This is a genomic window from [Mannheimia] succiniciproducens MBEL55E (genome assembly GCF_000007745.1).
Taxonomy (GTDB): Bacteria; Pseudomonadota; Gammaproteobacteria; order Enterobacterales; family Pasteurellaceae; genus Basfia; species Basfia succiniciproducens.
The window spans coordinates 882,071-904,562 of record NC_006300.1; the positions used below are offsets into that span (position 1 = coordinate 882,071).

General features: G+C 41.9%; 22 protein-coding genes. 4 read left to right on the forward strand and 18 right to left on the reverse strand.

Annotation, left to right across the window (positions count from 1 at the left end):
* Positions 1-8: 8 nt before the first annotated feature.
* From MS_RS04190 to MS_RS04215, 6 genes are read right to left on the reverse strand one after another with little or no spacing between them, the layout of a single operon-like run.
* The gene (locus MS_RS04190; protein ID WP_011200079.1) at positions 9-818 is read right to left on the reverse strand and encodes a glycosyltransferase; all 810 of its coding nucleotides are present in this window, start codon (positions 816-818) and stop codon (positions 9-11) included.
* A gap of 2 nt (positions 819-820) precedes the next feature.
* The gene (locus tag MS_RS04195) at positions 821-1,702 is read right to left on the reverse strand and encodes a glycosyltransferase family 2 protein (RefSeq protein WP_011200080.1); all 882 of its coding nucleotides are present in this window, start codon (positions 1,700-1,702) and stop codon (positions 821-823) included.
* Positions 1,702-2,898, reverse strand: a complete 1,197-nt coding sequence (locus MS_RS04200; RefSeq protein WP_011200081.1) for a hypothetical protein — start codon at positions 2,896-2,898, stop codon at positions 1,702-1,704. The genes MS_RS04195 and MS_RS04200 overlap by 1 nt, the downstream gene beginning before the upstream one ends.
* On the reverse strand, positions 2,898-3,671 hold the full coding sequence (locus tag MS_RS04205) for a glycosyltransferase family 25 protein (RefSeq protein WP_041639659.1): 774 nt from the start codon (positions 3,669-3,671) through the stop codon (positions 2,898-2,900). The genes MS_RS04200 and MS_RS04205 overlap by 1 nt, the downstream gene beginning before the upstream one ends.
* A 1-nt stretch (position 3,672) precedes the next feature.
* The gene (locus MS_RS04210) at positions 3,673-4,869 is read right to left on the reverse strand and encodes a lipopolysaccharide biosynthesis protein (protein ID WP_011200083.1); all 1,197 of its coding nucleotides are present in this window, start codon (positions 4,867-4,869) and stop codon (positions 3,673-3,675) included.
* On the reverse strand, positions 4,862-5,839 hold the full coding sequence (locus MS_RS04215; RefSeq protein WP_041639660.1) for a polysaccharide pyruvyl transferase family protein: 978 nt from the start codon (positions 5,837-5,839) through the stop codon (positions 4,862-4,864). Before MS_RS04215 ends, MS_RS04210 begins: the two co-directional genes overlap by 8 nt.
* Before the next feature lie 228 nt (positions 5,840-6,067).
* On the opposite strand from MS_RS04215, the gene MS_RS04220 reads away from it, so the two are divergent.
* On the forward strand, positions 6,068-6,814 hold the full coding sequence (locus MS_RS04220; RefSeq protein ID WP_041639662.1) for a YdcF family protein: 747 nt from the start codon (positions 6,068-6,070) through the stop codon (positions 6,812-6,814).
* Positions 6,815-6,868: 54 nt separating this feature from the next.
* Here the strand turns inward: MS_RS04220 and MS_RS04225 are convergent, their stop codons facing one another.
* Together MS_RS04225 and hemL are read right to left on the reverse strand one after the other, a co-directional pair.
* A complete protein-coding gene (locus MS_RS04225; protein ID WP_041639664.1) occupies positions 6,869-8,323 on the reverse strand; it encodes a glycoside hydrolase family 32 protein in 1,455 nt (484 codons plus the stop codon).
* Between the two features lie 67 nt (positions 8,324-8,390).
* Entirely contained in the window at positions 8,391-9,674 is a 1,284-nt protein-coding gene (gene hemL / locus MS_RS04230; protein WP_011200087.1) for a glutamate-1-semialdehyde 2,1-aminomutase, read from the reverse strand.
* 175 nt (positions 9,675-9,849) lie between these two features.
* Here hemL and wecA point away from each other — a divergent pair, with 175 nt between their 5' ends.
* Together wecA and MS_RS04240 are read left to right on the forward strand one after the other, a co-directional pair.
* A complete protein-coding gene (wecA, locus tag MS_RS04235; RefSeq protein ID WP_041640170.1) occupies positions 9,850-10,917 on the forward strand; it encodes a UDP-N-acetylglucosamine--undecaprenyl-phosphate N-acetylglucosaminephosphotransferase in 1,068 nt (355 codons plus the stop codon).
* A 27-nt stretch (positions 10,918-10,944) separates the two neighbouring features.
* A complete protein-coding gene (locus tag MS_RS04240) occupies positions 10,945-11,727 on the forward strand; it encodes a chain-length determining protein (protein ID WP_011200089.1) in 783 nt (260 codons plus the stop codon).
* A 181-nt stretch (positions 11,728-11,908) separates the two neighbouring features.
* On the opposite strand, the gene MS_RS04245 is transcribed toward MS_RS04240, so the two are convergent.
* The 9 genes from MS_RS04245 to MS_RS04285 form a co-directional block, all read right to left on the reverse strand.
* A complete protein-coding gene (locus MS_RS04245) occupies positions 11,909-13,273 on the reverse strand; it encodes a sodium-dependent transporter (protein WP_041640172.1) in 1,365 nt (454 codons plus the stop codon).
* 185 nt (positions 13,274-13,458) lie between these two features.
* Positions 13,459-14,094: an endonuclease III gene (gene nth / locus MS_RS04250; protein ID WP_011200093.1), complete on the reverse strand. Its 636-nt coding sequence runs from the start codon at positions 14,092-14,094 to the stop codon at positions 13,459-13,461.
* Positions 14,091-14,738 (reverse strand): electron transport complex subunit E, encoded by a 648-nt coding sequence (locus MS_RS04255; protein WP_011200094.1) that lies wholly within the window; start codon positions 14,736-14,738, stop codon positions 14,091-14,093. The genes nth and MS_RS04255 overlap by 4 nt, the downstream gene beginning before the upstream one ends.
* Before the next feature lie 36 nt (positions 14,739-14,774).
* Positions 14,775-15,368, reverse strand: a complete 594-nt coding sequence (gene rsxG, locus MS_RS04260) for an electron transport complex subunit RsxG (RefSeq protein WP_011200095.1) — start codon at positions 15,366-15,368, stop codon at positions 14,775-14,777.
* Positions 15,368-16,432: an electron transport complex subunit RsxD gene (gene rsxD / locus MS_RS04265; RefSeq protein ID WP_011200096.1), complete on the reverse strand. Its 1,065-nt coding sequence runs from the start codon at positions 16,430-16,432 to the stop codon at positions 15,368-15,370. Before rsxD ends, rsxG begins: the two co-directional genes overlap by 1 nt.
* Positions 16,433-16,448: 16 nt before the next feature.
* Entirely contained in the window at positions 16,449-18,620 is a 2,172-nt protein-coding gene (gene rsxC, locus MS_RS04270) for an electron transport complex subunit RsxC (protein WP_011200097.1), read from the reverse strand.
* Between the two features lie 3 nt (positions 18,621-18,623).
* Complete coding sequence (gene rsxB, locus MS_RS04275; protein ID WP_011200098.1) at positions 18,624-19,214, reverse strand: electron transport complex subunit RsxB; 591 nt, start codon at positions 19,212-19,214, stop codon at positions 18,624-18,626.
* Positions 19,215-19,228: 14 nt separating this feature from the next.
* Positions 19,229-19,810 carry an electron transport complex subunit RsxA gene (gene rsxA / locus MS_RS04280; protein WP_011200099.1) on the reverse strand — a complete coding sequence of 194 codons (582 nt, stop codon included), beginning with the start codon at positions 19,808-19,810 and terminating at the stop codon, positions 19,229-19,231.
* 126 nt (positions 19,811-19,936) lie between these two features.
* Positions 19,937-20,638, reverse strand: coding sequence for a SanA/YdcF family protein (locus MS_RS04285; protein WP_041639666.1), 702 nt, complete (start codon positions 20,636-20,638; stop codon positions 19,937-19,939).
* A gap of 196 nt (positions 20,639-20,834) precedes the next feature.
* On the opposite strand from MS_RS04285, the gene MS_RS04290 reads away from it, so the two are divergent.
* On the forward strand, positions 20,835-21,914 hold the full coding sequence (locus tag MS_RS04290) for a homoserine O-acetyltransferase MetX (protein WP_041639668.1): 1,080 nt from the start codon (positions 20,835-20,837) through the stop codon (positions 21,912-21,914).
* A gap of 92 nt (positions 21,915-22,006) precedes the next feature.
* Here the strand turns inward: MS_RS04290 and folK are convergent, their stop codons facing one another.
* The gene (gene folK / locus MS_RS04295) at positions 22,007-22,492 is read right to left on the reverse strand and encodes a 2-amino-4-hydroxy-6-hydroxymethyldihydropteridine diphosphokinase (protein WP_011200102.1); all 486 of its coding nucleotides are present in this window, start codon (positions 22,490-22,492) and stop codon (positions 22,007-22,009) included.

A 22,492-nucleotide genomic window follows, 5' to 3' on the forward strand; every position in this document is an offset into this window, starting at 1 on the left:
ATTCTTCTTTATTTTCTCATGAGTTTATATAAGTTTTTTAATAGAGAAACCGGCATTAATCTTGGTAAGGTTCTCATCAGGAATGTGAGAAAACCGGAAACCGCCCCCTGAATATGTAATTGTCGTTTTAATTTGTAGAGTTTCCATTCGCTTTTTGCATAAGTTAAACCGCGGCGGCGCCCGATCATCGCATCGCCGTTGGTTCTGGCATAAAGTAATATGTCCGGCAAATTACCGACCTGATAACCGGTTGCGATAATGCGGTTCCAAAGATTGTAATCTTCCAGAAAAAGATGATGCTGATAGCCGCCGACTTCCTGCAAGACGGATTTTTTATAAGCCACCGTCATATGGTTGAAGGGCGAACGCATTTTATTAAACCGCACGATTTCTTCATAACCTACCGGTACCCGGCGAACGCTGATAATTTGAGCCGGGTCGTTGTCGAATTCGGCAATTTGCGTGCTGAACAGAACTACATCCGGGTGTCGTTCAATATATTCCGCTTGTTTGGCAAAACGTTCCGGGTAACAGATATCATCGGTGTCCATGCGGAATAACCATTCGTTACGTGCAACTTTAATGCCTTCGTTAAGGGCTTTTCCTAATCCCATATTTTGCACTAAGGGGACGAAAGTAAAGGGTAATTTTTCTTTAAACTCGTCCAGCACCTTTTCCAGTTCCGGTGTAATTTCACCGTCTAATACAAGAACGACTTCATCGGCAGGCAGAGTTTGCTCCGCCAGACTTTGCAGACTGGCGCGTAAAAATTCGGGTTTTTCCTTAATATATAAGGACATTAAGACAGAAAATTTCATTGTTATACAAATCTTTTTAAGTTAATTGCCAAACTTGGCGAAATAAAGGTAACGACGGCAATAATCAAATGTTTGAGACTGTGGCTTTTCTTAAACATTTCAAAATAATAGGTTGCCGCTTTCCGAGATAAATTCATGGCATTAGGGTAAGCCAGCATATAAAGCGCATTAAGGGAAAAATTATGGGTTTGTCGCACCGTTTTTACATAATTGGCGCGAATAATTTCAATGGCTTTTTCGGTGTTTGCCGTATTGGTCGAAACGCTGGCGCGTTTGGTATGAAAACTGCAAATACTCAAAGGTTGGTCAACCAAAATGGCCTTTAAGTTCGGGTTGGAAACCAGTTTTAGCACAAAATCATAATCTTCGAGCGATTTTAACTCAGTGCTTAATCCGCCCAATTCAAAAAAGAAATCTTTTTTAATGCCCAACATCGGCATACCGCCGATTTTGTTTGCCAGTAACATATTGTCTAAGGTTAATTGTGCCGGCGGCAGCGGGCTTGTTACATAGCTGAAACCTTCATTTACCATATTGCATTTCGCCGGGTGGTAAACAAAATTAGCCTGCGGGTTTTCAACAATAGTTTTCGCCAGTACTTCGCATTTGTTATCGGCGAAGCGATCGTCGTCGTCCAGAAATAACAACCAATCGTTTTTCGCCGTATTTGCGCCTACATTTCGGCTTTGTGCCGCACCGGAATTTGTCTCGTTACGGATTAATGTCACCGGAAAAGAAAAAGTGCGGTCAATTTTGATGAAATTTTGTGAACAGTCGTCCACCACAATTACTTCAAAATTTTTCACGGTTTGATTTTCCAGGCTTGCCAATAACGCATTGACTTCCGTATTACGGTTATAAGAGGGTACGATAATACTAAACATTATTTTCTCTCAACTATGATTATTTTTCCTTTATCGCCGAATAAAGAAACAAACATTAAAAATACAAACATAATTCCCGGATAAGCAAAGGTATCCGCTTTGATATTTAAAATACTTAATAAAAATAAAGCGGATAAAATAAATTTCCAACTGCCGTTAAACCAATTGTCGGCGATGCGTTTAACAAAATAAGCGGTAAATAAAAAGCACAATAAAATATAACCCACACCGCCGTACAGGGCTTGGCGGATAAAGCCGGAGTCCGAACCGCCGTAATAACTGTTTGCCGTGCGTCCTATTACATAATACTGACCGTCACCCATAATAAGCTGCTTTAATTCCGGCATAAATAAATGCTTATTCACTAAAGTATCGCTTGAAGAACTTATTTGACTGCCGCCTTGAATCAGATTAATCACAATTTCTAATGCGTGCGCCACGTAAGGATTAGCGGGATAGTTATAAGCAAAGAATAATACCAAAAGAGTAAATGCCAGGATTGCCGGGATATAGCGCGGTTTGAAATATAGAAGTAAGCTGATAACGGAAAATATAAAGAAGGTTCTGCCTGAAATTAAACCGATAAACAGCAGTAAAAAAACATAAACCGATTTTAATGCCGTACCGTTATTTTCATTGTCGTCATAAGCTAATAAAAAATGTAATAGCATTAGATAAAACGCACTTAACGGGAAAAATGCCGACGAAGTAAAATTATATAAACGGTATTCCTGTTCGGAACCGATAAAACGGGATAATTCACCGCCCATATCGGAATTGGTCGCCAGGCTGATTGTAATAAATAACGGAATACCGGCTAACGCCAGAAAACCCAACAGGGATTGGGCGCCAATGCCCAGTTTCAGATCGCGGATGAGTTGGTCCTTGCCGTTTGAACTTGTATAAAAAAGATTATAAATAACAATACCGAGGGAAAAAAGCACTAACAATTTGACATACATGCCGATTACGCCGAATTCGGTTGTGCCGTTAATCAAAACGGGTAAAACGGACAAGAGAATGAGCGCAATGCAAACCGCCAAACTATCCAGCGGCAGCACGAATCGCTTTAATTCTTTTTTATACCATTTGTAGCCGAACCATAATAACGCAAATAGGCCGCTTACCAGGCTCATACGTACAATATGGAATAACCACGGGTCGTAAATATAGAATAAATTAATTAACGCGGACATTATAAATTTCTCTTGAATGCTAATAGTTTTTTCAACGGATATTTAAGCAATTTTTTAAACAGATTATTATTTAATGAACCGCGCGAATTTTCCAGGTTGCTGGTTAATACCGGGTTTTCAATGGCTAATAACGGACGGATAATTGCCGTATTTAATTTGAATTTCTCGTTAAATAAAATGAAATCGTCCGCAAGCCAGAACGGCAAGCGCCCGTTAGTTAATTCGGCTAAAAATCTTTTTGCCGCGGCTTTTGTGATTAAATAACACACGGTGCCGGCAAAATAATTTCTATAAGGATAAGAATAACGATAACCGGAATTCGCGATTTTCTTTTGTAGAAATTTAAAAGTACTCGGGTAATTGATTTCCAATTCAATATGATTGAATTCAAGAATTTTAGATTGCCCGGTCAGAATAATATCCGCACCCATAGGCTGCTTCACAATTTCCTGTATTACCTGCTGAAAATTTTCGGCAAATAATGCGTCGTCTTCACACACAAGCGCATAATCCCGCTCATTGATTGTTTCGTCATCGGCAATTTTTTGGTAAATGGCCAAATGACTTAATGTGCAGCCGATTTCGCCTTTAGTGACGTTACGTCCGTAATATTGGGCGAATTTAATAATATCGAAAAGATTGCCCAGGCTTGTCAGGTCTTGGGTCATGGTATTGATTGCGTTAAAAACCTCAAAGTCTTGCGTATTCCGTTGAGAAAAGAATAGCTCGCGACGTTGAATATCTTTTTCTAAAGAAACTAAAAATTTTTTCATTTTATACCGCACTTTTTTCTGGTTTAACGTCAGTGATAGGGTATTTAAGATAATAAATCACCGAAATAATTAATCGGGTTAAGCTTGCACCGATAAAGGCATAAGCCACACCATACAACTGATAGTCTTTAAATAAATAAAATAAGAGAACAAATACCGCAATAGCGATAATTTGTCGCGTAAAAAGTAAAACCTGCTTGCCTAATAACAGCATATTTTGAGACAACACCCAGGACAATCCGCCGATAATGGCATTAATGATAAAGAGGATTAATACGGGCGCCACTTCGGCATATTTTGCGCTGAAGAAAAATATAATAATAGGTTCGGCAAGTAACGGCACCAGAATAACGGCGCCGACCGCCATTAATAAAATTAGAATTAGCACGGATTTGATTCGGTTTATATTATTCAGCAAGCCCGAATAGAAATAATCCGCCAACATATTGATAAATTTGGTAATTAACGAATCAAAGGCGATACACACCGTATAAAGACCCAATGTGTAGTTACCGAGAAAATAAACGATTAAAAATTTATCCAAACTTGCGGTAGTGGCACCGAAAATTTGTAATAAATTTTGTTTAAACCATGTTTTTAAGAAAAAACGTTTTTGAATCGGCTGAATTTCGTTTTTGCGTTTAAAGTCCGCATTGATTTTCTTGAGATAATAAAGGCACGCCAAAGCCTGCATCGCACTAAACAGAGTGAATAGCTCAATGGCGATTTCTAAAGGTTGTTCGCCCAATAATAAATAGCAAATACCGTAAACCGCTACCAGTAAAACAGGTTGTTGCAGAGTTAATTGGCGATAAACCCGCAAATTGGCGTCAATTTTGCTTTTTTCCAAGGTCATGGTCAGAATTGCGGTTAATACCACATTAAGCACAAACAACACATGGAATGCGGTAAAGTCGAAGCAATATATGGCGATAATTGCCGCCAACACCGATAATGCGAGAAAGGCGATAAAGTAATTCTGCCAGCCGGCATATTGTTTTTTGCGCATGGAAAGCGCCAGCGCAAAGCCCGAACCGCCGGTAGCGAAAGTGACCACATAAGATACCGCCGTAATGAAAAGCTGATGCAATCCCCGATCCTGCACCGACAATAAACGGGCAAGTACAAACGAGCTAATCAGCGTCAGCCCTAAACTTAACAGGGTGATAAAGATTAAGCGGATTAAATTACTATTCATATTTTTCGGCGTAATCTACATTTTTAGTCCATTGGTTGTAATAACCCGAATTTTTACCGTAAGAATTATCGCAAACCCGATTCGGAATGCCCAATAAACATGAGAAAATATGCCCGTGCAGACGGCTTGTTACAACCAGATCGTATTTTGAAAATTCTTTGCGGGAACGCTCAATCACATTTAGCGAATATTTATACCAGATATGGTTTAATAAATCTTTCATAAACCCCAGATTCAGTATATTGGCTAACTTGCCTAATTTGCTGCAGAATTTTTCAAACCGCATATCTTTAGGGAGCAGAATATCTTCCCAATCTTTCACCACCGCAGCGGCGGACAAACGGCTTTGAACCGCTTTTTCGATATGACTTGCCTCAATATCTTTTCTTAAAAAATAAAGGATATTTTGAGGATTTTCCGCGCTTTTTTGCTGTTCTTTCGTTCTGAACGGAAGCGTACCGTATAACTGATGCGCCATATCCGGGCAAAGCTGTACATTGGCGGAGAACGCCCGCATGAGTTTTTCCGTTGCCGTATCACGGGCAAATAAATAGCAATTTTTATGCTTCGAGAAAACGGCGGCGGATTTTTCTAAAGCCTCTTGACTGGAAAAATGCGCCGTTTGCGGCAACACAATAATGCGGTTTTCAGGAAAATTGATAACCAAATCTTCCCGTAATTTTTGAATCAAAGGATAGAGATCACCGAAATTACCGCCGCCGTGGCATAAAATCGTGGTGTTTTTATTTACGTAACGGCGAACTTCGTTAATTTCAAATGCCTGCAAACTGCGTCTTAACCGAATGTTGATACCGTAATCTTTGAAAAATCGCTCGGTTCCGGCATAAATGAGTAAATCGCCCACATTTAAATGCATCGGATAATCGAAATACAGTACGTCATTTTTATCTTCGATAAGCGTAAGAATTTTTTTTAATTCTTGTTTCAGGGATAATAAAGTTTGATTCATTTTATTCATAAATTAACAAAAAAATACAAGTTAAATAGACGGAAAAACGCTCCCGAATACCTCGTTAAGTTGAGTATGATAGCATTTCCTAAATTAAACTCAAAAGCATAATTCACCGGCTCCGTAAAGGAGTTTTGACGAGATTGCCCGAATTGTAATATGTCTTAGACATTGCATTTGAAAAATAATTTATGAATAATAAGGCTTGTTTCTCTTTTAGGATTGCTTATGTTCGAATTAACCAAACTGATTACAAACATGCTGTTACCACCGTTTAATATTTTGATTTTGCTGGTGCTCTCATTTTTGTTTCTGGCATTTAAATTCAAAAAACTGGCGGCGCTTTGCGCTTTATCGGGGTTAACCATATTATATGTGTTCAGTATTCCTTATACCGCGCAATTACTGAATGACAGCCTGACCACGGAAGATAATCTAACGGTGGAAGATTACCGTTCCGCTCAAGCCATTGTAGTGCTGGGTGCCGGTTTAAGAGACAGTAAAGAACTTTACAACAAGATCACCGTTCCCGGTATTGCTCTTGAGCGTATGCGTTATGCGGCCTATCTACACAAAGAAACGGAATTGCCGATTTTGATCAGCGGCGCGGGCCCGAATGGCAATTCCGAAGCAAAAATCATGGGGCAGGAATTCTTTACTTTTTTCGGCGTACAACCAAAATGGCTGGAAGAACGTTCAACCAATACTAAACAAAATGCTCTTTACACCCGTGAAATGTTAGAACGGGAGGGTATCAAGCGTATTATTCTGGTGACTAATCAATGGCATATGCAGCGGGCAAAATTATTATTTGAAGCACAAGGTTTTGAGGTATTGCCGGCAAGTGTGGGCAGCGGGGTAACGCCGGAAAGTTACGAGCTAAACGCGATGCATTTTATTCCGCAAGCGGGTGCTATGGCGGCGAATATGCAGCTGTTAAAAGAATGGTTGGGCTTTATTAAAGAAAAATTATGACAGAAAAAGGGAGCTTAGCTCCCTTTTTTATCCGTTTGATCGGATATTTGAATCCTATTTATATTCAATTTCTTTCGGATAACCGACGTTTAACCGCAAAGTGCGGTCGGTTTTGACGGAATTTTGGCGGTTCGCAATAAAGAATCTCGAAGTCAGGGCTTTTTCGCCGTCATTCAGGAAAATCTCAATAATTGAGCGGTCAAAGAAAATTTCCACTTGTCGCAGATTCTTTATTTCACAATAACGCTGACTAGCAAATTTTTTCATCCATTCCGTTTCTTCCGTTTGCGAACGATCCAGACAAACAAGTTCTCCGTCATAAGAAAGCGAGAGCGTTTGTCCTTGTTCGTTGGCAAAAAAGCGGATATTAAACGCTGTGTTTTCCGCGTCAAATTTAATATAGGCTCGATCTAAATCCTGAATTTCCGCTTGCTGTTGCAGGGAAATTTGCGAAAGTGCGGTCAAATTTTGATAAATTTCTTTTATCGGGCGCTGAACAAGCCTATTGCCTTGCAATGTAATTTCCCGCGGGAGAGTCAGCATTGAATGCCATTTGTATTTATCCGTCGGGTAGGTCAAATCCGGCATACCGCACCAACCGAACATAACGGCATGCTTTTGATTTTCCAGGCCGGCAAAAGTTTGCGGCGCATAGAAATCGAAACCTTGATCAAGTTCGGCAATATGAGCGGCATTAAATGTCCGATCATCCAATTTTCCTACGGCATAGACCGCATGAAAATTATTTTGGAACCGGCGGGCTTCGCGCCGTTTGCCTTGCGGAGACCAGATGAAAATATCGTTATCGCCGACTTTCAATAAATCCGGGCATTCCCACATAAACACCTTTTGATTATCAAAAGCGGGGAGAGACAATTCGCCTAATAAGCGCGGCTCATCATCAAGATTATCCATTTCAAAAATAATGGCGGTGCCGGTTAAATCTTCACGTTGTGCGCCGCAAATAAAACGGATTTTTCCTTCTTTTGTGAAGTAAGGTTTCGGATCACGAACGTGTTCGGTGTAGCCTTTCGGTGCATTTTCAATTAATGGGCGTTTACTGAGAAGTTTACCGGTGCGGTCAAAAATCGCTAAATTTTGAAAGGGAACCCGTTGGTTATCCGCAGCGCGTCTTGTGTTACCGGTATAAAATGCGGCGATTTTATCGCCCACTGGTAAGGCGCCGCCGGAATAACAACCGTGACTTTCAAAAAGTTCGCAAGGGATAAGCGGATCGGCTTCGGTATAGATATGAAAATCCTCGGTCGTGAAATGCTTCCAGTGTTTCATGCCGTGAATGGCATCAAACGGGAACCATTGATAGAACAGATGAAATTTTTCGCCGTCAAAAACCAAACCGTTGGGATCGTTTAGTAAGCCTGTAGATGGCGCGAGATGGTAGTAGGGGCGAAAATCCCGATCTTTTTCTACCTCGCTTTTAATTCGTTCAAGCTCGCCCTGTTCGGCCGCCAAAATGCTTTTATATTTACCGTTATTAAATATAATCATCATTATACCTTGGTGAAAATAAAATAAAGAAAAGTGCGGTAAAAACGACCGCACTTTTTATCGGATATTAAGCTAATGCTGCAAAAGCCTTATCCGCCGCCGTTAAGGTGCGGTCGATATCCGCATCCGTATGCGCCAGCGACATAAATCCCGCTTCAAATGCGGACGGCGCAAGATAAACACCTTCGTCCAACATTTTATGGAAAAATACTTTAAATTTTTCCGTGTCGCATGCCATGACATCCTGATAACAGGTCACCTGAGCTTTATCCGTGAAGAATAGACCAAACATGCCACCTACATAATTGACGGTGAACGGAACATGATGCTTGTCCGCCAAGGCTTTCAAACCAAGAGCGAGTTTTTCCGTCAGTTGTGCCAAACGTTCCTGATTGCCGGCTTTTTGTAATTCGGTTAAACAAGCGAGCCCCGCCGCCATGGCAATCGGATTGCCGGATAAGGTGCCCGCTTGGTAAACGGGGCCTGTGGGTGCGATAAATTGCATAATTTCTTTTTTACCGCCGAATGCGCCTACCGGCATACCGCCGCCGATTACTTTACCTAAACAGGTTAAATCCGGTTCTACATTATAATAGGATTGCGCTCCGCCGAGAGCAACTCGGAAACCCGTCATTACTTCGTCAATAATAAATACCGCGCCGTATTGATTGCAAAGTTCGCGTAAACCTTGCAGAAAGTTGTTTTGCGGCGGTACGCAATTCATATTGCCGGCGACAGGTTCTACGATGATACAGGCGATATCCTGCGGATATTGTTCAAAAGCCTGTTTTACGGACTCAAGATCATTATAAGTGCAGGTCAGAGTATGTTTGGCAAAATCGGCAGGCACACCGGGCGAATTCGGTTGACCCAGAGTTAATGCACCGGAACCCGCTTTCACTAATAAGGAATCCGCATGTCCGTGATAGCAGCCTTCGAATTTGATGATTTTGTCTCGGTTGGTATAGCCGCGGGCAAGACGAATTGCCGACATGGTAGCTTCGGTACCGGAACTTACCATACGAACCATTTCCATAGACGGAATTAATTTACACACTAACTCGGCAAGATCAATTTCGATTGGAGTCGGCGCACCAAAGCTTAATCCGTTTTCCGCGGTTTTTATGACCGCACTTAAAATAGCAGGGTGATTATGACCTAAAATCATAGGCCCCCAGGAACCTACGTAATCCACATATTGTTTATCGTCGGTGTCCCAAATATAAGCGCCTTTGGCTTTTTGAATAAACACCGGCGTGCCGCCTACGCCTTTAAACGCACGAACGGGCGAGTTTACGCCGCCGGGGATAACTTGTTGCGCGCGAGAAAAAAGAGTATTGGAATCAGTCATAAAGATCTTCCTAATTAATTAGCTGTAAGGATAAAAATGCCACTATTGTACTGCAAATTTAACAAATTTTTCCTTTTTTATAAAAATATTTATGTAGTAAATTGGCTTTGTGCTATCCTGTTGAACCTCATATTGTTATTTTTTTAAGCACATTTAAAAAGGTATCTATCCGATGTTGTGGCTTAGTTTAATTCTTACATTTATTGTTTCGTTTCTCACCATTCTTGTTATTAAGCCTGTTGCGCTTAAGGTCGGGCTGGTTGACAAACCGAATTATCGTAAACGCCATCAGGGCGCAATTCCATTGCTTGGCGGTATTTCTTTGTTTATGGGGAATCTGTGTTTTTATCTTTTACAATGGGATTCTACCAGATTACCTTATCTCTATTTATTCTGTGTGTTGGTGCTTTTGGTCATCGGTTTACTGGATGACCGTTTCGACATAAGTGCCGCGTTACGTGCCGGTATTCAAGCTGTGCTCGCGGTGTTAATGATCTATGTCGGTCATTTATCTTTAGAGCATCTCGGTCAAATTATCGGACCGTTTCAGGTTACCTTAGGTCCTATTGGCTTTGTAATTACGGTTTTTGCCACTATTGCGGTAATTAATGCTTTTAATATGATTGACGGTATCGATGGGTTGCTCGGCGGCTTATCAAGCGTGAGTTTCGCCGCAATCGGTATTTTGATGTTAATGGATAATCAATTTGATCTCGCCGTATGGTGTTTTGCGTTAATTATTGCGCTGATTCCTTATGTCATGTTCAATTTAACGATATTTGGTAAAGAACGGAAAATTTTTATGGGTGACAGCGGAAGTACATTAATCGGTTTTACGATGATTTGGATTCTTTTGCTCAGCACTCAAGGCAAAGGCCATCCGATGAATCCGGTTACCGCATTGTGGGTTATCGCAATTCCGATTATAGATATGATCGCCGTGATTTATCGCCGTTTACGCAAAGGGAAAAGTCCGTTTAAGCCGGATCGTTTGCATGTGCATCATTTAATGGTACGAGCAGGGTTGACTTCTCGCCAAGCGCTTTTAGTTATTACCTTCTTTGCTGCGCTTTGCGCAGGGTTTGGGATTTTAGGCGAAGTGTATTACATTAATGAATGGATTATGTTCATTTTATTTATTGTATTGTTTTTCCTTTACTTATATTCCATTACTAAAGCGTGGAAAGTGACGCGACTTATCCGCCGTATGAAACGTCGGGCACAACGTCGTAAACACTCATAGTTATCATTGATTTAATAAGGATTAAATATGTCTGAACGAATAGCAAAAAAGCAAGGTTCGGTACTTAAGACGCTTAGTTGTATCCTGTTGTCGGCGTGTATCGGCGGAGCGGCAGGTTATGGTTCCAGTTATTTAGCGAAAAATTTGTGGACTGTACAGTCATCTCTCGAAAAACCGGCACTAACGGAATTAGGAAATTATTATTCTCTGTATTCGACTTATCAATTGCTGAATAATGAGAAAGCCAATCAGGATCCGACCGGAGATATATTTAATCGCTTCAAACAGTTAGCTGGGTCTTATGAACACGCTAAGGTTTTCTGGGAGAATACCGATTATTACAAACAGAAACTAACGGATGATTCTCAGCATGACAGTCAATTGCTTGATCAATTATCCCGGGAGATAAAACTGCTTGATACAAATGCCGCAACAACGCAGCTAAGCCTTGAATTAGACAATCCGAAACGCGCTAGAGAATTGCTCACTGAATATATTGATTACACAGGGCTGGCTAACAGAAAGAATATTTATGGCGAACTAATCGTAAAATGGAAAACTCTGTTTGACCAGGTAAATAGTGCAGCGAATCTTAATGTTGCGGATACGGAGCGGCAAAAATGGAAATCTATGCTATCAATGATGCAGTCCGTCAAACCCTTAGATGATCAACTAGTGAGTTATCATTTTATTCAGAAACCGGGACAGGCGGAAATATCCTCGCCTAACCGCATATGTTGGGCCGGAATAGGTTCTACAATCGGCGCATTTTTCGGTTTGTTTATCGGGTTATTTATACGTAGAAAATAGTAACCAAATAAAGTATGAATGAAGCCTGAAAATTCAGGCTTTTTAACAGGTAGATGAAACTTATCCCACCATTTACAATTCTTCAATGACATTTTTTGAAAAGTGCGGTCAAATTTTTCGGAATTTTAGGAATATCTATGAAAGAAAAGGCATGATTAAATTCATGCCTTTCATGTTTTTTTTAGATAATGTTACTTACAAAAATAACGATAATAATGAGCGGAACCACAAACTTCACGTAATTAAACCAGACTGTTGTAAATAATGAATCCGGCGTAGGCGAGAGTTCGGCTTTTGCTTTGTCTTTTAATACGAAGCCTACAAAAACGGCACAACCAAGCGCGGTTAATAAAAATAAAATATTGCCGCTGATGAAATCGAAGGCATCAAAAATACTTTTATCAAAAGGGCGAAAATCTTTCCAAAGGTTGTCACCTAAAATGGAAGGGATGTTACCTAACAGGAAAATCCCGCCGAGAGTCAGTAAAATTGCTTTGCTACGGCGCATTTTTAATTTTTCTTGCAATGCGGTGATAATTACTTCATAGATTGTAATAGAAGTAGTTAGTGCGGCAATCAGTAATAATGAAAAAAATACAATGGCAAAGAATGTGCCGCTCCATAAATGAGAAAAGACAATCGGCAGACTCTGGAACACTAAAGTTGGGCCTGCATTAGGCTCGATACCGAAACTAAATAGTGACGGAAAAATCATAAAGCCTGCAAGAATTGCGATAATAGTGTTAGTAAAGCCGGTAATAACGGCGGTTTGAATGAGATTTTCTTCTTTACTCAAATAACTTGAAAGAGTAATTAAAACCCCGAAGCCCAAACTTAAGGCAAAAAATACCTGACCTAACACCATAATGAATAATTTAGGCGTGATTTTAGAAAAATCGGGTTTGAGATAATAAATAATCCCGTCCATAGCGCCTGGTAAGGTTACGTTACGAATCACCATACCGATAAGGAAAACGAACAGTAAAGGCATTAGAAATTTAACCGCGCGTTCTATTCCGCCGATAATCCCTTTGGCTAAAATAATGTAGTTAATGATAACAAAGATAAAGGTGTAAAGAGCAATATGTAACGGGCTGTTGCCGATACTGAAATCATAGAATTCTTTTGCGGTTTCTTTGGTGATCGGTGTTGAAATATCCAGGATTCCGCTAATCAGGCTGATAATGTAGTTCATCACCCAGCCGCCAAGTACCATGTAATATGCCATGATACCGAAAGCGCCCAACAGCCCCATATAACCTATGATTTTCCAGCCGCCGGAAATATTTTCGTCCTGTAATTTGTCGCCGAATGCGTCGATTGAATTAACACGCAGGCGGCGGCCGATGACATTTTCTACTAAAATCATCGGAATTCCGATAAGAATCATTGCAAGGCAGAAAAGCAGTACATAAGCGCCGCCGCCGTTTTCGCCGACTAAATAAGGAAAACGCCAGGTCGCCCCGAAACCTACGGTTGCACCGGCAACGGTCATTATGTAGGTAATCTTACTGGACCAGGTTTGTCGTTCAGTTTTTGTTGTCATGTTATTACCGTTATTATTCATGTAAATTTGGCTAGAAATATAAAAAATGTTGAAAGGCGGTGATTTTAGCTTATTTCAGTGTTTTTTTATAGATAAAACGAAAGGTTTCCGCTCGTTGTTGGAAAAAATACAAAAAAATACGCGCTTTTTTGAATAAAAATATATGATTATTACGCGGATTTAGTTTAAAGATCCGTTTTATCTTTGTATTCGCATAGATCTTCAATAATGCAGGAACCGCATCTTGGTTTACGGGCGATACAGGTATAACGACCGAGCAGAATCAACCAATGATGAACGTCCACTTTGAATTCGTTCGGCACGACTTTATTTAATTTTTCTTCTACTTTGACTACATCTTTGCCCGGCGCGAATCCGGTTCGGTTCGATACCCGGAAAATATGGGTATCAACCGCAATAGTCGGATGTCCGAACGCCGTATTTAACACGACATTTGCCGTTTTTCTTCCCACACCTGCCAAGGCTTCTAGCGCCGCACGATCTTCCGGTACTTGGCTTTGATGTTTTTCAATTAAATCGCGACAGGTTTTGATAATATTTTCCGCCTTGGCATTATATAGACCGATAGTTTTTATATATTCTTTCAAACCTTCGACACCCAAGGCAAGAATCGCTTCCGGCGTATTAGCGATAGGAAATAGCCTTTCAGTGGCTTTATTGACTCCTTTATCCGTAGCTTGTGCGGATAAAATCACCGCAATCAACAGTTCAAAGGGCGAATTGTATGTTAATTCTGTGGTTGGCTGCGGATTGTTATCCCGCAGTCGGGTTAATATTTCGATACGCGTTTGTTTATTCATTTTGTACGGCTCTCAATAACATTTTTTAATGCAAGAATAACGGCTAAGCCTAAGAATGCGCCCGGCGGCAGAATGGCCAGTAACAAATTACTGTCGTTATGGAAAAACTCAATACGCAGAGGTTTTGCCCAATCGCCTAACAGCAAATGAATACCGTCAAACAGCGTGCCATTACCAAGTACTTCACGTAATGCGCCCAACAGGAAAAGGCTTAATGTCATGCCTAATCCCATGGCGAATCCGTCGAAAGCGGAATGCAGTACTGAATTTTTAGAGGCAAAGGCTTCCGCTCTGCCGATCACAATACAGTTGGTGACGATTAATGGAATAAAAATCCCCAGCGATTGATAAAGGCTGTAAGTGTAGGCGTTCATCAATAATTGCACCGCCGTTACGGTAGTGGCAATAATCATCACGTAAATAGGGATACGGATCTCGTGGGGGATTTGTTTACGAAATAAAGACACCATAGTATTAGTGCAGGTAAGCACCAAAAGGGTCGCAAAGCCCAAACCAAGAGCGTTGGTCGCCGAGTTTGAGACCGCAAGCAAAGGGCAGAGCCCAAGCAACTGTACGATGGCGGGGTTATTTCGCCATAGCCCTTGAGAAAGCAGGTCGTGCCAAATTGATTGTTCTTTTTCCATAATTATTCACATCATTTTTGCCCGGCAAATAGATATTTACCGGTTGTTTTGTTCATTTTTTAATACGGCTAATGCGCTTCGTTTTACCTGATTTACCACCGCTCTGGGAGTGATGGTCGCGCCGGCAAATTGATCAAATTTACCGCCGTCTTTTTTTACCGCCCAATCCTGTAAATTATCTTCACTGATTTTTTGATGATTAAAGCTCAGAATCCAGTGGGAAACTCTCGTTTCAATTTTGTCGCCTAATCCGGGGGTTTCTTTATGCGCCAAAACGCGAACGCCTAAAACTTCACCTTCCGGCGTGATCCCCATAAGCAAACGAATCGCGCCGGAATAACCGTCGGGCGCAGTGGCTTCAACTGCATAAGCGCTTACTTTGCCAGTTAAAAGTGCGGTGCAAATTTTCTCAATTTCGCGGGATTCCGTAGTTTTACAGGTTGCCGTTACATCGTTATCGTAGTAATTTGCCGGAATCACCTGAGCTAACAATTCTTGTTGTTGTTTAAGGATTTCCGCTTCAATTTTATCTTTAGTCAAAAAATATAACGCCGTGGAAATAATCGTACAGATTAAAGCGACAATACCTAATATCGCGCCATATTTTACAGAAGTTTGACCTACACCCATTAATTTTTCCCTCTAAGATCATAACCGGTTACCCGCGGGCGCGTGTATTGATCTATCAACGGCACGCAAATATTGGCAAGTAAAATGGCAAACGCCGCACCGTCGGGATAACCGCCGTAAAACCGGATTAAACAAAGCAGTAAGCCGACCAACACGCCAAAAACCAGTTTGCCTTTTGGGGTGATTGAGGCCGTGACCGGATCCGTTGCGATAAAAAAAGCGCAAAACATTGTGGCACCGCTGAATAATTGCCATAAAGGTGACGGCATATTATCGGAAAATAACCAACTGCATAAAGAGAAAAGACAAACGGTTATTAAAAGTGCGGTGGGAATTTGCCAATGAATAATGCGTTTCCATACCAAAAACAAGCCGCCCAATAAAAACGCCAAATTCACTTGGAACCAACCTAAACCGGCTAAAGACGATTGAGTAAATAGAGGAGAGCGATTAATTTCAGCCAGGCCCCGATTTGCTTTTAACCCCGTTTTTACCGCATCCAACGGCGTGGCTGAACTCATGCCGTCAATGGAGGCGGTTAATTGATGAAGACTGAAACCGTCCGTTGTACCGCCGCTAAAAATTAAGTGGTAAGCGTCAATGAAAGTCGGCGGTTCATGCAGCAATTGCACGGGCGCAAGCCAGGTGGTCATTTGCATCGGGAACGAGACGAGCAATACCACATAACCGACCATCGCAGGGTTGAACGGATTTTGTCCCAATCCGCCGTAAACATGTTTGCCTAAAATAACGGCGCAGAAGATACCGATTAAAATGATCCAATAAGGCGCATAAGGCGGAATGGCAACGGCAAGAATTAACGCCGTTAAGGTGACACTGAAATCCGAAATATAGAATAACTTCGGTTTTTTGCGCAAAATAGTCACTAAAAACTCAAGGCAAAGGGCAAAAACAACGGCGATCGTTATTTGAAATAAAACGCCGAACCCAAAGTAATAAAGCTGCGCAAAAATGGCAGGTAGCATAGCCAAAATTACCCACAGCATAATCCGAGCTGTCAGTTTTCCTGAATGGCTGTGGGGAGAACTTGCTATTTTAAACATAGAGATAGCACCTTAATTATTCTGTTTTATTTGATTGTTGTTGCGCCAGCTTTTTCGCTTTGGCGCGGGCGATAGCGGCGGCGATTGCCGCTTTTTTCGGATCCGTTTTGGTTTTTTCGGCGCTGTCCGACGGTGCGGAAATTTCGGTATTTTGCACCGCACTTTTTACCGCCGATACATTATCGCTTGCGGATTCAGTGTTATTTTGCGCCGCCTTTTTCGCTTTAGCGCGGGCAATAGCGGCGGCGATTGCCACTTTTTTCGGATCCGTTTCGGTTTTTTCGGCGCTGTCCGACGGTGCGGAAATTTCGGTATTTTGCACCGCACTTTTTACCGCCGTTACATTATCGCTTACGGATTCAGTGTTATTTTGCGCCAGCTTTTTCGCTTTAGCGCGGGCAAGAGCAGCGGCAATGGCGGCTTTTTTCCCGTCAAGTGCGGTCGAATTTTCCGGATTTTTTTGTACGTCGGAATTATCCGATTGCGTGCCGGAATCAACCTGAGTTAAGACGGAATTTTCAGTGCTAATCGCCTGTTGGCGGGCTAAACGACGAGCTTTGCGTAGTGCCATGACTTCCGAATTATCCGGTAATACTTCGCCTTTTTCATTCACAACGGTTTTTAAGGCGGAAATTTTCGGTTTTTCCGTTATTGCCGCTTGTTTTTGTTTTAAACGTTCGAGCGCAGCTTTTACCGGATCAACGCCTTTCTGGTTGGCTAATTCCTCCCGACGGGCTTCCGCCGCACGTTGAGAACGCAATTTACGCGCCTGTTCTTCCCGTTCAAGGCGGCGCTGTTTTGCTTCAAACCGTAGTTTAGCTTCTTCAGCTTTTTTCGCTTTATCTTTGATTTCCCAAATTTTTGCTTTTTCCTGACGGAAATATTGAATTAACGGGATATGGCTAGGGCAGACGTAAGCACATAAACCGCATTCAATACAATCTTTCAGGCTGTATTCTTCGGATTTTTCGTGATCTTCCGAACGTGCATACCAATAAAGCTGTTGCGGCATAAGATGCACCGGGCAGGCATCGGAGCAGGCGGAACAACGGATACAGGATTGTTCTCGCGCCTGCGGATCGTATTCAAAGTGATCCGGTGCAAGAATGCAGTTCCCCAGTTTTGTAATAGGCGCATCAAGGTTGGGAAGCGTTAATCCCATCATCGGGCCGCCTAAAAACACCGGTAAGCGTTCATCATACTGATAACCGACATTTTTTAATAGAAAGGAAATCGGCGTACCAAAACGTACCCATTGGTTTCCTTTATTGGGGATTTTATCGCCGGTTAAGGTGACTACGCGCTCAATTAAAGGTTCGTCATTAATTATCGCCCGCTTAATCGCAAATGCGGTACCGACGTTTTGCATTAGCACGCCTATACTGGAAGAACGTTGTCCGGCAGGTACTTCCATGCCGGTGAGTATTTGGATTAATTGTTTTGCCGCACCGGAAGGATATTTGGTCGGAATAACGCGGATTTCAATATCGTTTGCACCCTGTAATGCGTTTTTTATTGATTGCACCGCTTCAGGCTTGTTGTCTTCGACGGCAATTACCACTTTTTCCGGGCGCAAAATATAGCGGAGAATGCGAATACCTTCGATAATTTCATCAGGATTATCCCGCATTAGACGGTCATCACAAGTGATATAGGGTTCGCATTCGGCACCGTTAATAATGAGTAATTTTACTTTCTTTTGGGCGGAATCAATTTTCGCCGCAGTCGGGAATACCGCACCGCCAAGTCCGGCAATGCCGGCTTGGTAAATTTTTTCGATTAATTGTTCCGCACTTTGACTAAGGAAATCATCAATAGGATTTTGTTCCCGCCATTGGTCTTTGCCGTCGGCATGAATATGCACGGCAAGCTCCGATAAACCGGAAGGATGCGCCGCAATATGAGGGGCAATCGCTATTACCGTGCCCGATGTGGGCGCATGAACGGGCAACATTCGTAAGCCGTCGCCTTGGGTCAGGGGCTGACCTTTTAACACATAATCGCCTTCTTTCACCAATAGATTACCGGCGTCGCCCGCGTGCTGTTTGACGGGAATATAAAAATCCTCCGTTAAGGGCGCTTTTGTAATGGGAGTTTGGTTAGATTGGGATTTCATTTCCGGCGGATGAATACCGCCGTCAAAATCCCAAAGCTTACCGGAATTGAATCTTGCTAAAACATCGGTCATGCGTTATTTCCCCACCACTAATTTTTTCTCACCGTCGGTTGTATTCATCACGGGAATGACTAAATCCGGGTTTACTTTCCAATCCCAGTTATCAATGTTTTTTTCAACTTTTATCATTTTAATGCAGTCGGTCGGGCAAGGCGCAACGCAAAGTTCGCAGCCGGTACAGAGATCCGGGATAACGGTATGCAGAGATTTATTGGTACCTATAATGGCATCGACCGGGCACGCTTGGATACATTTCGTACAGCCGATACACATATCTTCATGAATAAAAGCGACTTTAGGCGTATTGTCTTCGGTAAATTCGGCATCAGGCGCATCCACACCCAGTAATTCGGCAATTTTTATTACCGTCGGCTGCCCGCCGGGAACGCATTTGGTAATGATATCTCCGTTGGCAATAGCCTCAGCATAAGGACGGCAGCCGGGATAACCGCATTGACCGCATTGGCTTTGGGGCAAAATCGCATCAATTTTATCTACGATAGGATCCGCTTCCACTTTTAATTTAACGGACGCAAAACCAAGAATAATGCCGAAAATAAGGGCGAGTACTGCAATCGCAATAAGAATGTAATAGATCGTTGTCATAATCCGTACTCACTTTAAACCCGAATAAGCCCGGTAAAGCCCATGAAAACCAAGGACATCAAGCCGGCGGTAACTAATGCGATAGACGCGCCTTTAAAAGGCGCCGGTACATCTGCCGCCGCCAGGCGTTCGCGTAAAGAGGCGAAAAGAACAAGGACCAGAGCAAAACCTAATGAGGCGCCAAATCCATAAATGACAGACTCGGTTAAATTATGAGCTAAATTAATATTAAGCAGCGCAACCCCTAATACGGCACAGTTTGTGGTAATAAGCGGAAGAAAAATACCTAACAAACGATAGAGCGTCGGACTGGTTTTGTTGATTACCATTTCAGTAAATTGTACTACGACCGCAATAACCAAAATAAAGACTAACGTGCGCAAGAAAGATGCGTTTAACGGTGCAAGAATATAACTGTCCGCAAGATAGGTACAAAGTGAGGCAACCGTTAATACAAAGGTTGTAGCAAGCCCCATGCCGATTGCAGTTTCGACTTTTTTGGAAACGCCCATGAACGGACAAAGCCCTAAAAATTTAACCAGGACAAAGTTATTAATGAGCGCAGTACTAATAATTAATAATATATAGTCTGTCATATTGGTGTAATTCGTTTGAGTAAGCGCGTTATTATCCTGTTTTTGCAAAGCAAGGACAATAAAAATTTCAACCTGCAGAATATAACAGATTTTACTTGCTTTTTTTATCCCTAAATCGGGTTTTATTTAATAATTCGGTAAGGCTGGCGGCAAGGGTTCGGGCGTACCTAAAAAGTGCGGTTCTTTTTCAATGAAAAGTTCCCATAGCATTAACAGACGGGCGAAAACCTCTCTAAACCGGACGAACGGATAATCTTTCGGATACTCGGCGGCAAAACAAATGGCATCAATATGATGGAACTTAGCGATAAATAAGGCGCGTTCGCAATGAAAGCGCTGAGTGATGATCACCATAGGAGTGGCATTAAATATTTCTTTGGCGCGGATAATTGAATCCAGCGTGCGAAACCCGGCAAAATCCATATATAAGAATTCTTCGCCGATTCCTTTTTTACGCAGATCTTTGAACATGGTTCGGGGTTCGTTATATTGCAAAGTACGATTATCGCCGCTTAAGAGCAAGTAATCTATTTTTGCCGATTTAAACAGCGCTTCCGCCGCATTAAGACGGTTTACATAAAACAGATTCGGCGTATTTCGCGCAAAATATTTTGCCGTACCGAGCAGAACGCCGTAAGGGCGGTGAGGAACCTTGGTTATATCCGTATAAATATCGTTACGCACGGAATAACCGATCATCTGATCTAACGTTGCCAACGAAACGATAGCGATACCGGCAAGAATTGCACAGGTTTGAACAAGACGTTTTAATGAAGATTTAGCCAGAAATGATACAATTTTTGATTGTATTTTCTTACATCCTTGCATTTTACATCTCACATTACGGGTTAATACTGACTTAGAGATTAATTAAAAACTGCGGTAAGTTCAAGTGTAAATTTCTCGCAATATAATTTTAGCCGTTTAGACGTCTAAAATTTCTTGACAATATTTTGAGATAAGGATAGCTTATAACAAAATCTGCAAAGACGGATTGAGTATTAAATAATTAATGGATTCTTCAATGTCAGCACAGCAAGTAACCCTTTTTACGGAACAACCCTTAGACCTGATTTTTGGCGGGCGGCTTGGGCAAATAGATGTCGCTTACCAAACTTACGGTACATTGAATGAAGATAAAAGCAATGCGGTATTAATTTGTCATGCGTTGACCGGTGATGCGGAACCTTATTTATCACCGGTGGAAAATCAAGCCGGCGGCTGGTGGCAAAGCTTTATGGGCGAAGGATTGGCTTTGGACACTTCCCGTTATTTTTTTATTTGCTCAAACGTATTAGGCGGCTGCAAAGGCACAACCGGGCCGGCTTCGATTAATCCGAAAACCAATAAACCCTACGGCAGCCAATTTCCCAAAGTTACCGTTCAAGATATCGTCCGCCTTCAAAAAGCACTTATTTCTCATTTAAATATTCCTCATTTGCATGCGGTAATCGGCGGATCATTCGGGGGGATGCAGGCGACCCAATGGGCGATTTATTATCCTGATTTTGTGGATAAAGTCGTTAATCTCTGCTCATCACTGACTTTCAGTGCGGAGGCTATCGGTTTCAATCATGTAATGCGGCAAGCGATTATTAATGATCCTAATTTTAATAACGGCGATTATTATGAGGGTGAGCCCCCTGAAAACGGATTATCTATCGCCAGAATGCTCGGTATGCTGACTTACCGTACGGATCTGCAGTTGGCAAAAGCTTTTGGTCGCGCCACCAAAAACGAAGGGCATTACTGGGGCGATTACTTTCAGGTTGAATCTTATTTAAGTTATCAGGGGCAGAAATTTTTAGGCCGTTTTGATGCAAACAGCTATCTGCATTTATTACGGGCTTTAGATATTTATGACCCGAGTATCGGCTTTGATAATATCAAAGAAGCGTTGTCGCGTATTAAGGCGCATTATACTTTAGTGGCGGTAACCAACGATCAACTATTCAAATTAACGGATTTGCATAAAAGCAAAACTTTATTGGAGCAGGCCGGGGTTCCGCTGGATTATTACGAATTTCCTTCCGATTACGGGCACGACGCTTTTCTGGTGGATTACGATACCTTTGAACCGAAAATTCGCAGCGGGTTGGAATAGGATTCGGACTGACAACCGGAACTAATACAAGTGCGGTCAAAAATGTAGGATTTTTGAAAATAGAGGGCGCCAAACAGGGCGCCTATAAATTTTTAAGGTTTGTAGCAAATCTTCATATCATGATTTGCAAAGTTTTTAGCCAGTTCAGCGATCGCAATTCCTTGCGGCAGGATCAAATTCGGGGCGATTTCATACAGAGGAATAATCACAAATTCCCGGTTGGTCATATCATAATGGGGAAGGATTAAACGTTCCGATTTTATCACTAAATCGTCGTAAAGCAGAATGTCCAAATCCAGAGTGCGCTCGCCCCAACGGCGTAAACGCACGCGCCCTTGTTCGTTTTCAATTTGTTGCAAATAATCCAGCAATTCTAAAGGCGCAAGTTCGGTGTGAATACAGGCGACGGCATTTACATAATCGGGTTGATCCTGCGGGCCTAACGGTTTGCTTTGATAAAATGAGCTTACCGCACTTAATGATGTTTGAGGCAACTTGTTAAGTGCGGTTAATGCTGAATTCAGCTGTTCTATAGGCGTATTCAAATTACTGCCAAGGGCGATATAAACGGTTTTCAT